Below are 12,443 nucleotides of genomic sequence, written 5' to 3' on the forward strand. Positions count from 1 at the left end.
CCCTGTATGGAAGGCATGGGAAGAATGAAACGGGATTCGGGTTTTACTTTATTGGAAATGCTGGTCGTACTGGTATTAGTAAGTTTAATCAGTATGTTGCTAATGCAAGGCTTAACCTTTGTATTCCAGTTAAGAACTCAGTTTGTAAATCAAATTAACGATTTGCAACAAGGCGCATTACAAGAATATTGGTTTAGAAGCAGCGTCCGTTCCTTATTCCCAGCAAGTAAAAATTCAGCTTATATCTTTACAGGAGAAAAAGATCATTTTGCTGGTTTAACAATGGCTTCACTACATGAAGAAACAGGTATGCCCGCTCCTTTTCAATGGACATTACAACCACAGCAAGATAAAACAATTTTATATTATTATCCTGATTTAATTAAACAACCCACCTCAAAATGGCAAATAATGGAATGGTTTGGACATGAGGGACAATTTCAATATATGGATGCAAATGGAGCATGGTTTGAAGCATGGCCGCCAACAAAATTTGGACTGACTACCCAATTACCTGAAGCGATTTTATTTACCGCGAAACGTCGACAACAAAAAGTGCAATGGCTCGTCAGCGTGATTGGAGTCAAAGAAGCCCCAATTCCAATTAATCAGCAATTTGATTTTTAGGCAATTGAGCTAAACCTTTTCCCTCGTATCCCATGAAAATAAGTTTGCACCCAATCGTGTTCAAATTCTAATAATACGTCAAAAGTTTGTACGGTAATCACTTGCTTGTCGGCTAATACTGCAATCCTATCAGCCACTTGTCTTAATGAGTCTAAATCATGAGTCACCATTACAATAGTTAAGCCCAGCAACTGTTTTAAATTCACAATCAACTGATCCAAAGCGGCTGCACCAATGGGGTCTAGGCCTGCCGTCGGTTCATCTAAAAAAATAATTTGTGGGTCTAAAGCCAAAGCTCTTGCCAATGCTGCCCGTTTGACCATGCCGCCACTTAATTGACTTGGATACAACTGTCCTGCTGTTTGAGGCAATTGTACCAATGCAATTTTTAACGCCACAATTTCTGCAATCAAGTTATCACTTAATTCAGTATGCTCTTGTAATGGCAAAGCAATGTTTTCCGCAACCGTTAAAGAACCAAACAACGCACCATTTTGAAACATCACACCACAATGCCGCCGCAACCATAAGCTGTCTTTTAAATTTAAAATATCATGGCCTAATATTTGGATTGAGCCTGAAGTCGGCTGTTCTAATAAAATCATCTCACGCAATAAAGTCGATTTTCCCGCGCCACTGCCACCAATTAAGGCTAAAATCTCACCTTGTTTAATCTCTAAATTCAACTTTTCATGTATCGATAAATCGGCAAAACTGGTATATAAATCTCGAATTTCAATAATATTGTCCATGCTACATGCCCAGCCAATTAAACAATACTGAGAAAATAGCATCTGCCACAATCACTAAGAAAATCGCTTGTACCACACTCAAAGTGGTTTGCAGCCCAACACTATCGGCACTACCCGTTACTTGAAAACCCCGAAAACAACCAACTAAAGCAATAATTGCCGCAAAGACAGGTGCTTTTCCTAAACCAATTAAATAATGATTCACCCCAATCACTTCAGGAAAGCGGCTCATGAAATCTGTTACGCTGACACCTAACGTCAATTTTGCAATCACAATACTACCCAACACACTCATGATGTCAGCAAAGGCACTCAACAACGGCAACGCGATCATTAAAGCCAACACCTTAGGCAAAACAAGTAGCGACATGGGTGTAATACCGATGGTTTGTAAAGCATCTAATTCTTGGGTAATGCGCATCGTACCGATCTGAGCGGTATAGGCTGAGCCACTGCGCCCTGCAACGATGACTGCGGTTAACAACGGTGCAAGCTCTCGCAGCAAAGTAATCCCAACCAAGTCCACAATAAATAAATTCGCGCCATAAAGCTGCAATTGCGTTCCACCTTGATAAGCCAACACCACACCCATCAAAAACGCCATCAAGCCCACAATAGGCACAGCCGTAACTCCAGATGTATAAATATTGGAAAATAAGGCATTCCAGCGAAACTGTTGTGGATGAAATAGAGAGGACAAAAAGGCCACACTGGTTTCACCAATAAAGCTTAAAAAATAGGTCAATTGTTGTAATTGATAAAGAGTCTGACGGCCAAGGGTTTCTAGCAAAAACGGCTGTTCGCTAGGTTTATTTGAATTGATGGGTGTGTTCTTAACTAAGTTAATCAGGGCAATATGTTCAGGTTTGAAATGAATAAACTGCGCTTGAGGCTGTAATGAATACAACAACCATGCCCCCGCAGTATCTAAGCGATCAATGGCTTGTCCATCAATGAACTGAATTGGTTGAGAAGTTAAAGCAGCCTGCAATGGTTCAATAACGGCAAGCTGCTGAATAGTCCATGTACCACGACAAAGTAAGGTCGTATTTTGTAATTCGAGAGGAGTGCAAGATTCTGACATGAAATATAAGCTTTATTTAATGAAGAGCTGCTAATCAACAACTCCTCATAAATGCTAGAAATTCTCTATTTTAAATACCCGACCAATATCTTGTAGAGGGCCTAAAGGATTTTTCTTATCTTCAAATTCTAAAACGTTCGGTTCGCCACCCCAAAGTTTATAAATCACCACTTCTTCATTTAAGACGATGATTGCATCAAACCGCCAGCCCGAGGTTATGGTTTTACGTCGAAAGTTCAATAAATCCAGAACCGCATTACCATAACGTTTACTTTGTAAATTGCTAGGTTTGACCTCATAGCCATGACATGCCCCTTTCGCTTCTAAACACGCGCGGATTTGCGGGTGCAAGTGTTGCAATTGTACGGCTTGATTAGGCACAAAACGTTCTAAAACATCTAAATAAGTAATTAACTTAACGTTAGGGGTTTCAAAGGGATCAAAGCCTAATAGCTTCAATTCTTCTTTGGTGGTTTTTTCAGGCACAATTAAATCAAATGATTTCTTTGCCTCACCAAAAGTTTTCCAAGGGGACTTGGTTGTTTTCTTAATTTCAGGCAATAAGCCTGCACAACCTGTCATTGACAAGCTGTATAGTAAAATACAGAAGAGAAAAAATAATCTGTGCTTAGACATAGTATCAACCCGTTGCCATAGTAAGATTCATAACTATTTGGTTTATCACTATTTCACCTGAAAACAATGATTAATTTGACATTGACCTATTGATAATAATTGAAGACATGGTAGCCTGTGCTAAGGGTGTTTTTATACCCTAATAATTTTATTTTATTAAGCTATGGAAATTAGCTTATATCTTATCATAATTGGAGGAGAATCCTATGCTCAAATATATTTTAGGCTTGTCATTAGTTATTTTAGCAATGACGGGATGCAATAAAGGTGACAGTGATGGGCATGCGTCATCTGATAAACCTATAACAATTAAATTTTCTCATGTCGTCGCTGAAAGTACACCAAAGGGGATTGGCGCAAATCGGTTTAAAGAATTGGTCGAACAACGTCTTGCAGGTCGGGTTGAAGTTGAAGTTTATCCAAACTCACAGTTATATGATGACAATAAAGTCATGGAAGCCTTGTTATTAGGCGATGTACATATGGCTGCACCTTCTTTAGCTAAATTTGGTAAATACACTAAAAAATTACAAATATTTGATTTACCTTTCTTATTCAATGATTTAAGTTCGATCGAAAAATTCCAATTAAGTGATACAGGTCGTAATTTACTCAGTTCAATGGGTGACACTGGTTATCATGGCCTTGCTTACTGGCATAACGGTTTGAAACAACTGTCCGCTAACAAACCATTGCGTAATCCAGAAGATGCCAAAGGTTTAAAATTCCGTATTCAACAATCAGATGTATTACAAGTACAATTCGAACAAGTAGAGGCTAGCCCTCAAAAATTAGCCTTTGCTGAAGTCTATAATGCGTTGCAAACAGGCGTTGTCGACGGTGCTGAAAATCCTTGGGCGAATATTTATTCCAAGAAATTCCACGAAGTACAAAAATATTTCTCTGAATCTAACCATGGCTATTTAGGTTATATGTTAGTGACCAGTGACTCATTCTGGAATGGCTTACCTGAAGACATTCGTGCAGAATTAGAAACAATTATTGCTGAAGTCACTACCGAAGTGAATGCAGAGGCTTCTAAATTATCAATGGATTATCGTCAAAAAGTGATTGATTCTGGTCGCACTGAAGTTTTAGCGTTAACAGAAGAAGAATTGACTAAATGGCGTGAAGCAATGAAACCTGTTTGGGCTAAATTTGAAGACGAAATTGGCAAAGATGTGGTTGATGCTGCGTTAAGTTCAAACCAGTAATATTTTAAATATAATGATAATATCTTAAGCCTGACTGGCAATCACTGCTGGTTAGGCTTTTTTGATGTATTTGATTTAAACAGATATATCCACTACTGCTTATCGAATATCAAGATTTTATATTTCTTCCTGCTTGATTTTTATTATAATTTCCCCATTCTAATGCTGAATGATTCAGTTTGAATTGATATGAATATGCTTGCAAGTTTTTCCAATTTTAAAAAAACATCTATGAAACAAAAAATGTGGCTAACTTAATCAATTAACACCTGTTTTCCCTTCTGATATGTTCACATTTCACTTATAAAATTATAGTGCAGCCTCTTGTTAAATTTGCTGAACTCTTATACATTGCGGCAAAAATAATAATCAATTGTCGTTATTGTTGTTTTCGACTAGATAGCTACTTTAGGAGTATGAAAGGTGATAAAGATTCATTTTGGTGTCATACAAATATCTTAATTTGATACCAATCCTATTACTTTCTAAACAAATCGAGAAATACTCTATGGAATTCATAGAAAATAAAGTCTTTGACGAAATCAAAATTGGCGATATAGCCACGTTAACCCATACCTTAACCATTGAAGATATTCGTTTATTTGCATTAGTATCAGGTGATGTTAATCCAACTCACATGGATACAAAATATGCAGAAGGTCAAGAAAGCCATAAAGTGTCTGGCCACAGTTTATGGGCAGGTAATTTATTATCTAGTTTATTAGGTAATCAACTACCAGGACCAGGTACGGTTTATCGTGAGCAAAATTTACAATTTGAACGCCAAGTATTTTTAGGCGAAACCATTATTGTCACGATTACGGTTAAAGAAAAACATGAGGACGATCATTTAGTCGTATTTAATTGTCGTTGTGAAAATCAAGATGGCGAGATCATTTATACAGGTTGTGCTAACGTATTTGCACCTTCAGAAAAAATCAAACGTCCGCGTGCGATGTTGCCTGAAATTCATATCAATATGCCCGGTGCACAATTAGAACGCTTGGTTAAAATGACTGAGAAGTTTGAACCGATTCGGATGGCAATTGTACATCCTGTGGATACTAATTCATTGATGGGTGCAATTGATGCGGCGAAAGCGAATTTAATTATACCTGTGTTATTTGGCCCTCGCGGTAAAATCACTGCAATTGCTGAGCAGGAAGGAGTCGATATTAATGATTATGAAATTATTGACACGGAACATAGTCATGAAGCGGCGGCAAAAGCAGTTGTCATGGCGCGTTCGGGTGAAGTTGAAGCGATAATGAAAGGCAGTTTGCATACAGATGAATTGATGCACGAGGCGATTAAACGCGATACAGGTATCACTAGCTCTCGCCGTATGAGTCATGTGTTCTTAATGGATGTACCGACTTATCCGCGTCCTTTGATGGTTACAGATGCCGCGATCAATATCGAACCTAATTTAGAAACCAAACGGGACATCGTGCAAAATGCAATTGAATTAGCTCATGCTTTAGGTGTTAGTGAACCGAAAGTGGCTTTATTAAGTGCAGTTGAAACGGTTAGTTCTAAAATGCGTTCAACTTTAGAAGCAGCGGCTTTATGCAAAATGGCAGATCGTCGTCAAATTACAGGTGGCCTCGTCGACGGCCCTTTAGCATTTGATAATGCAGTATCATTTGAAGCAGCAAGAATCAAAAAAATCACTTCTGCTGTTGCAGGTCAAGCTGACATTTTAGTTGCACCTGATTTAGAGTCTGGCAATATGGTGGCGAAACAATTGGAATATTTAGCAGATGCACAATCCTCTGGTATCGTTTTGGGTGCACGTGTGCCGATTGCATTAACCAGTCGTGCGGACAGTGTGTTAAGTCGGATGGCTTCTTGTGCGCTTGCCTTATTATTGGTACGGAACAAAAAACCACAAATTGAACGTTAAGGAATCAAAACCTTCGTTCTAATTTCGTATTTCGTAGGATTGTCAATTTTTCAATAACTGGCAGTCCTATATTTCCCGTATTAATTGATAATTGAATCAAAAGGATTTCATGATGGCAAATGCGATTTTGGTCGTCAATGCAGGTTCATCAAGTATTAAATTTTCACTTTTTTCTTGCCAAGCTCAACATCGTTTAGATTTAGTCTATCATGGTGGTATTGCTGGGATTGGCACACATCCGTCATTCAAAGCTGAAGATGCACAAGGACAAAATTTAACCAAACAGACTTTGGCTGAAGGTGCGGATCATGAAACCGCTTTTTCGGTGATGTTAGACTGGTTAGAGCAGCAAGAGGATGGTTTAAATTTGATTGCCATTGGTCATCGCATGGTACACGGCGGTACACAATTCACTCAACCTGAAAAAGTCACAGACAATCTGATAACAGAGTTAGAGGCTTTCATCCCACTCGCGCCTTTGCATCAGCCACACAATATTGCCCCGATTAAAATTTTACAAAAATTAAAACAAGGTTTAGCTCAAGTGGTGTGTTTTGATACTGCATTCCATACGACTCAACCAGATATTGCTTGCACTTTTGCTATTCCACGTAAATATACAGAACAAGGTATTAAGCGTTATGGCTTCCATGGTTTATCTTATGAATATATTACCAAGGCTTTACCACAATGTGCAGGTGAAATGCCTGAACGGGTGATTGTGTGTCATTTGGGGAATGGTGCGAGTATGGCCGCTTTGAAAAATGGACAATGTACAGCAACGACGATGGGCTTTACTGCATTAGATGGGATTCCAATGGGCACACGCTCTGGCAATATTGATCCCGGTGTGATTTTATATTTAGTTGAACAAGGTTTAGATGCAAAGCAATTAGAACATTTGTTGTATCACGAATCGGGTTTATTAGGGGTTTCGGGTATTAGCAACGATATGCAAGAATTGTTAGATAATCCAGCACCTGAAGCACAACAAGCCGTTTCCTTATTTAACTATCGTATTGTACGTGAAATAGGTTCGCTCTGTGCCGCCATTGGTGGCTTAGATGCCTTAGTATTTACAGCGGGTATTGGCGAGCATTCACCACAAGTCCGAGCGCAAATTTGTCAGCAAAGCGCATGGTTGGGTGTTGAATTAGATGTTGTAGCAAATAATCAAACGGCAACTAAAATCAGTACCGATGCCAGTCAAGTTTCAGTATGGGTGATTCCAACCAACGAAGAAAAAATGATTGCGCAACATACTTATGATTTGTTAGAACTTTAAGCTTATATTGAGCTGTCAATATCTTCGCCATAGAAACTACAGAAGAATATCAGTGATTGGAGTGCGAAATTTATTTTGCATTCCTTGAGAGCTTAATAAAATGGCAGTGAAACCCACCAAATACAGGACTGCCGATCCAACGAGCCCTATAGTCGTTTTACTTTAAAGTGATACAGGACTGGCAGTCCTCGATTTTAAAACTGACTGATATTTTAAATTATAAAAGGACTGCCAGTCCTAACACATAAATCAAAATTGACTATAATATAAAAATTACCGCACAAATAAAGGCACAAGTACCAAAGACACGATACACATCAATTTAATCAAAATATTCAATGAAGGGCCTGACGTATCTTTAAACGGATCGCCTACCATATCGCCGACAATCGCAGCTTTGTGACGTTCAGAACCTTTGCCATCACCTTTGTAACCACTTTCGATTTGTTTCTTGGCATTATCCCAAGCACCACCCGCATTAGCCATCATAATCGCCATCAAAATACCTGTGGTTAAAGCACCTGCTAACATACCACCTAATGCAACTGGGTCAAATAAACCCACTAAAACAGGCGCAGTGACGGCAATCAAGCCCGGAGCAATCATTTGTCTCAATGCGGAATTAGTGGAAATTTCGACACAGCGTTTATGGTCAGGCTTGGTTTTACCTTCCATGATGCCATCGATTTCACGGAATTGGCGACGCACCTCTTCAACCATTTCCATTGCTGCTTTACCAACTGAAGTCATGGTCAATGAAGTAAATAAGAAGGTCAACATACCACCGAGGAATAAACCAACAATCACAGGTGGATTGGTTACATCGATGCTAAATGTTTGTAGTGCTTCAATGCCTTTTTCCGTGGCCAAATGTTCCACTGCGGTTTTATAGGCAGCAAATAAAGACAAGGCGGTTAACGCGGCTGAACCAATCGCAAAACCTTTACCAATTGCCGCCGTTGTATTACCTACTGCATCCAGCTCATCGGTGATGTCACGCACTTCTGGAGGCAATTCTGCCATTTCTGCGATACCGCCTGCATTATCAACAATAGGCCCGTAAGAATCGACCGCAACCACAATCCCTGTAATCGATAACATACCAACCGAAGCCATTGCAATACCGTATAAACCAGCGAAATTAAACGCTAAAATAATTGTAATCCCAATCACGATAATCGGCGTTACAGTCGATTCCATGCCCATGGCTAAGCCTTGAATAATGGTGGTAGCTGGGCCTGTTTTCGCTGCATCGGCAATCATATTGACAGGACGTTTGTGTTTTTCAGTGTAATAACCTGTTTCAAACGCAATCACTAAACCTGCAACTATACCCGCTAAAATCGCCCAAAATACGCCAATATTCAAACCTAATAGATAAATCACTGCATAAGAACCCGCCAAGGCCAGCAAGCCTGCAATACGTGTCCCGTTTTCCAGTTTAGAATAGACTTTACTAGGATCATTAGTACGCACTGTGAAAATCGCAATAATGCTTGCAATAATACCCACAGCAGAAATTAAAATCGGCGCGACCACATAACTATCTGGATTACCGCCTAATTCTTTAGCAGCAAGCACACCTAAAATGATGGTAGCGATGATTGAACCAACATAAGATTCAAATAAATCTGCGCCTAAACCTGCGACATCACCCACATTGTCACCGACGTTATCGGCAATAGTGGCGGGATTACGTGGATCATCTTCAGGGATACCCGCTTCAATTTTACCAACAATGTCCGCACCAACATCCGCCGCTTTAGTGTAAATACCACCGCCAACCCGAGCAAAAAGCGCGATAGAAGACGCACCCATACCAAATCCTGTGATGATACTAATGCCTTCGGTGAAACTGACTAAAAGGAGAGAAATACCTAATAAACCCAAACCTGCTACCGCCATGCCCATCACTGCACCACCAGAAAATGCTACGTCTAAGGCACGAGCTAAACCGCCTTCTTGTGCTGCCATTGCGGTACGCCCATTAGCGCGAGTCGCAATCCGCATACCGATGTTACCTGCCACTGCGGATGTAATCGCACCTAACACAAAGGTGACTGCAATCAATTGATTCGGCATGAATAAAGCCAACAGAATCGCAACCGCAATCACAAACAAAATTAAAATACGATATTCTGCATCTAAAAATGCCATTGAGCCTTCTCGAATCGCTTGAGTCAGCTCCTCAACTCGTGGGTTAGTGATTTTAAATTGCTCAACGCGACGGCTGTTGATCCATGCCATCAGCAAGGCCAGTATCCCGACCCCTACGCCAATATAAACGAGGTTTACCCCAGAAAAGTCCAACATGTGTTCACTCCTTCCTTATGTGGTAAAAAACTAACTTATTATTTATTGTTATTAGATACTTCGTCCGTTAGAGCAGTACTACCCTCAGGTTGATTTGTTGAAAAATAATGGTTTAAAATAAAACGTCTAATTTCCTATCCAAAAATGAAATAATCTCTGTATTAATGATGGTTTGAATCTTTAGTTGTCATAGGGGCGCATCACAATCAAATGACGTTGTGCGGAAAGTTGTGGCACTTGTAATACGATGGTTTCTAATTTCACAGGCAAGTGCATCAATTCGGCAATCTCTTGTTCAGGATATAGCCCCTTCATGGCTAGAATACTACCTTGTGGCTCACAAAGCTCTTCAGTTTGGGCAAGAAAATCATGCAAACTGGTATAAGCCCGACAAATAATGCTTGAGAATCGGCTGCTAGGTTCAAAGTCTTCAATCCGTGCATGTTCTAAGTGCACATTGGTTAAATTTAATTCTGCCACCACTTGTTGTACAAAACGAATTTTCTTACTACTGCTATCGAGCAGGGTGCACTCCCAATCTGGATGTACAATGGCTAACACCAATCCTGGCAACCCAGCACCCGTTCCTACATCTAAAATTCGCCGCCCTGAAATATGTGGTACAACTGCTAAACTATCCAATAAATGTTTTGGAATCATTTCTGAAAAATCAGTGATTGCTGTAAGATTATAAACGTGATTCCATTTCTCCAGTAATCGTAAATAACCCAATAACTGTGCTTGAGTTGTCTCAGACAAACTTAGGTCTAATGTCTGAATACCTTGTTGCAATATTTCGCTATAGCTCACAGTTGTTAAACCTTAAAAGTACCAAATGAATTTGTGTTTCAGAAATTATAAGCTAGGTCACACAATAGAGAAAGTATTGATATGCTGGGAAGCAGGCTTAGCACAAATAAAATACCATGGATGTGATTTTGCACTTGCATATCCGTATCAGTTTCTTACAATCAAAGCTTAAATTTTTTCAACTAATGAGGATTTTATGATGCACTATTTACGTTGGTCTTGGTTGCCCGTGATGTTAATGTTAACTGCGTGTGTGACAATTAATGTGTATTTCCCAGCGGCAGCGGCTGAAAAAGCCGCAGATCAAATTATTGATAAGGTTTGGGGTGAAGAAGAGCAAGAAGCACAAAGCTCTGATACACAATCGAGTATTGCTATACCATTGTGGGCACAAGCCTTGGATATATTAGTACGTCCTGCTCATGCAGTAGAATTCAATGTTGATATTTCTAGCCCTGCAATTCAGGCAATTCAAGAAGCGATGCAAGTCCGTCATCAACAGTTAGAGTCGTATTATAATAATGGTGGGATTGGTTTAACTTCAGATGCGTTGATCGTATTACGTGCACCAAATAAAGTACCTTTGCGCTCACGCAATGAAATTAAAAAATTAGTCGACGATGAAAATAATGATCGTTTAGCCTTATATCGTGAAATTGCCAATGCCAATGGGCATCCTGAATGGGAAGCTCAAATCCGTGATACATTTGCGGCACGCTGGATTGACCGTGCCAAATCAGGTTGGTGGTATCAAGATACAGATGGAAATTGGCTACAAAAAGCAAATTAATATGTAATTCTATTATTTAGAAAGTGCAGGCTGGCAGCGAATTTTATATGTTATAGTCAATTTTGTTTTGGGTATTAGGACTGGCAGTCCTATAAAACTTTAAATATCAATTACTTTTAAAACCAAGGACTGCCAGTCCTGTATCATCTTAGAATAAAACGACTATATCACTGCCAGCCATCCAAAATAATCGCTTGCAATAAAATAGCGGGTTCAAGCTTCAGAACGGATTTTTTACCATTGTGCAGCTAATTTTTTCAAAATATCAACTGTAATGTAACTTGCATCACCTACATCGCCAGCAATAACTTCCATTGGCTGATTAGGTTCTCCTAAATTATTGAGTATGACTTCAGCACCTGTAAAGTCTTCATGCTGAGTATAACCACTGAATGTAATAATCGTAGGCAAATTAGCACCTTTTGCTGATTTCAAACCGTTAATAGAATCTTCAAAGGCAATACATTCGTTGGCAGGTAATTGCAAACCATCTAATGCCAATTGATACACATCAGGCGCAGGTTTTTTCTGCTTAACCATATCACCTGCAGCCACTACTTTAAACCAACTCATGGCTTCTGGGTCTAGGTTGTAAGCTAATAAAGCTTCTATATTTTTAGGGCTGGTCGTGGTTGAAATAGCCAGTGTTAAACCTGCTTCTCTAGCTTCTTGAAATAAACGTGCAATGCCGGGGCGTAACGGAACATCATCATTAACCATAATATCGTAGTAACGTGCAGTTTTGTCTTTATGCAACTCAGCGATAAATGTATCTAAATCATCCACTTCAGGTACAGCTGCACCAAAGTCATTAATATAATAACGAATCCGTTCTTTACCACCTGTGACTTTAAGTAGTTCGCCGTATAATTCTTCAGACCAATACCAATCCAATCCAAATTGCTTAAAAGTTGCATTAAATGCCACCCGATGTGCATCACGCTCAGTCTCAGCTAATGTGCCATCTACATCAAAAATCAATGCTTTAAGTTCTGCCATCCTGACCATCCTAATTGGGTTTGTTAT

11 protein-coding genes are annotated in these 12,443 nt (G+C 39.5%); 5 read left to right on the top strand and 6 right to left on the bottom strand.

The annotated features are described in order from the left end of the window. Positions 1-627 (top strand): prepilin-type N-terminal cleavage/methylation domain-containing protein (locus tag ABXH34_RS01475; RefSeq protein ID WP_353570077.1); only part of this gene is annotated, 627 nt, incomplete at its 5' end. Here the strand turns inward: ABXH34_RS01475 and ABXH34_RS01480 are convergent. From ABXH34_RS01480 to ABXH34_RS01490, 3 genes are read right to left on the bottom strand one after another with little or no spacing between them, the layout of a single operon-like run. Then, on the bottom strand, positions 624-1,379 hold the full coding sequence (locus ABXH34_RS01480) for an ABC transporter ATP-binding protein (RefSeq protein WP_353570078.1): 756 nt from the start codon (positions 1,377-1,379) through the stop codon (positions 624-626). The genes ABXH34_RS01475 and ABXH34_RS01480 overlap by 4 nt on opposite strands. 1 nt (position 1,380) lies before the next feature. After that, positions 1,381-2,463: an ABC transporter permease gene (locus tag ABXH34_RS01485; protein ID WP_353570079.1), complete on the bottom strand. Its 1,083-nt coding sequence runs from the start codon at positions 2,461-2,463 to the stop codon at positions 1,381-1,383. 54 nt (positions 2,464-2,517) lie between these two features. After that, a complete protein-coding gene (locus tag ABXH34_RS01490; protein WP_353570080.1) occupies positions 2,518-3,045 on the bottom strand; it encodes a hypothetical protein in 528 nt (175 codons plus the stop codon). A gap of 260 nt (positions 3,046-3,305) precedes the next feature. Between ABXH34_RS01490 and ABXH34_RS01495 the strand changes: the two genes are divergently transcribed. The 3 genes from ABXH34_RS01495 (at position 3,306) to ABXH34_RS01505 (ending at position 7,504) form a co-directional block, all read left to right on the top strand. Further along, a complete protein-coding gene (locus ABXH34_RS01495; protein ID WP_353570081.1) occupies positions 3,306-4,313 on the top strand; it encodes a TRAP transporter substrate-binding protein in 1,008 nt (335 codons plus the stop codon). Positions 4,314-4,821: 508 nt separating this feature from the next. Continuing rightward, positions 4,822-6,219, top strand: a complete 1,398-nt coding sequence (locus ABXH34_RS01500) for a bifunctional enoyl-CoA hydratase/phosphate acetyltransferase (RefSeq protein WP_353570082.1) — start codon at positions 4,822-4,824, stop codon at positions 6,217-6,219. Between the two features lie 109 nt (positions 6,220-6,328). Next, positions 6,329-7,504 carry an acetate/propionate family kinase gene (locus ABXH34_RS01505; protein ID WP_353570083.1) on the top strand — a complete coding sequence of 392 codons (1,176 nt, stop codon included), beginning with the start codon at positions 6,329-6,331 and terminating at the stop codon, positions 7,502-7,504. Positions 7,505-7,777: 273 nt separating this feature from the next. Here ABXH34_RS01505 and ABXH34_RS01510 read toward each other — a convergent pair whose 3' ends face one another. Continuing rightward, the gene (locus ABXH34_RS01510; protein WP_353570084.1) at positions 7,778-9,817 is read right to left on the bottom strand and encodes a sodium-translocating pyrophosphatase; all 2,040 of its coding nucleotides are present in this window, start codon (positions 9,815-9,817) and stop codon (positions 7,778-7,780) included. Positions 9,818-9,997: 180 nt separating this feature from the next. Beyond that, positions 9,998-10,627, bottom strand: a complete 630-nt coding sequence (rsmG, locus tag ABXH34_RS01515) for a 16S rRNA (guanine(527)-N(7))-methyltransferase RsmG (protein WP_353570085.1) — start codon at positions 10,625-10,627, stop codon at positions 9,998-10,000. Positions 10,628-10,823: 196 nt separating this feature from the next. Here rsmG and ABXH34_RS01520 point away from each other — a divergent pair, with 196 nt between their 5' ends. Further along, positions 10,824-11,417, top strand: a complete 594-nt coding sequence (locus ABXH34_RS01520; RefSeq protein ID WP_353570086.1) for a YdbL family probable chaperone protein — start codon at positions 10,824-10,826, stop codon at positions 11,415-11,417. A gap of 234 nt (positions 11,418-11,651) precedes the next feature. Here the strand turns inward: ABXH34_RS01520 and ABXH34_RS01525 are convergent, their stop codons facing one another. Next, positions 11,652-12,416 carry an HAD family hydrolase gene (locus tag ABXH34_RS01525; protein ID WP_353570087.1) on the bottom strand — a complete coding sequence of 255 codons (765 nt, stop codon included), beginning with the start codon at positions 12,414-12,416 and terminating at the stop codon, positions 11,652-11,654. Positions 12,417-12,443: the final 27 nt, after the last annotated feature.

Source organism: Candidatus Albibeggiatoa sp. nov. BB20 (assembly GCA_016744725.1).
In the GTDB taxonomy this organism is placed as follows: domain Bacteria; phylum Pseudomonadota; class Gammaproteobacteria; order Beggiatoales; family Beggiatoaceae; genus Albibeggiatoa.

Excerpts from the sequence above, each read along its gene's own strand:
- ABXH34_RS01520 (WP_353570086.1), top strand. The coding sequence starts at position 10,824 with ATGATGCACTATTTACGTTGGTCTTGGTTGCCCGTGATGTTAATGTTA.
- ABXH34_RS01500 (WP_353570082.1), top strand. The coding sequence starts at position 4,822 with ATGGAATTCATAGAAAATAAAGTCTTTGACGAAATCAAAATTGGCGAT.
- ABXH34_RS01495 (WP_353570081.1), top strand. The coding sequence starts at position 3,306 with ATGCTCAAATATATTTTAGGCTTGTCATTAGTTATTTTAGCAATGACG.
- ABXH34_RS01510 (WP_353570084.1), bottom strand. The coding sequence starts at position 9,817 with ATGTTGGACTTTTCTGGGGTAAACCTCGTTTATATTGGCGTAGGGGTC.
- ABXH34_RS01525 (WP_353570087.1), bottom strand. The coding sequence starts at position 12,416 with ATGGCAGAACTTAAAGCATTGATTTTTGATGTAGATGGCACATTAGCT.
- ABXH34_RS01485 (WP_353570079.1), bottom strand. The coding sequence starts at position 2,463 with ATGTCAGAATCTTGCACTCCTCTCGAATTACAAAATACGACCTTACTT.
- ABXH34_RS01480 (WP_353570078.1), bottom strand. The coding sequence starts at position 1,379 with ATGGACAATATTATTGAAATTCGAGATTTATATACCAGTTTTGCCGAT.
- ABXH34_RS01505 (WP_353570083.1), top strand. The coding sequence starts at position 6,329 with ATGATGGCAAATGCGATTTTGGTCGTCAATGCAGGTTCATCAAGTATT.
- ABXH34_RS01490 (WP_353570080.1), bottom strand. The coding sequence starts at position 3,045 with ATGACAGGTTGTGCAGGCTTATTGCCTGAAATTAAGAAAACAACCAAG.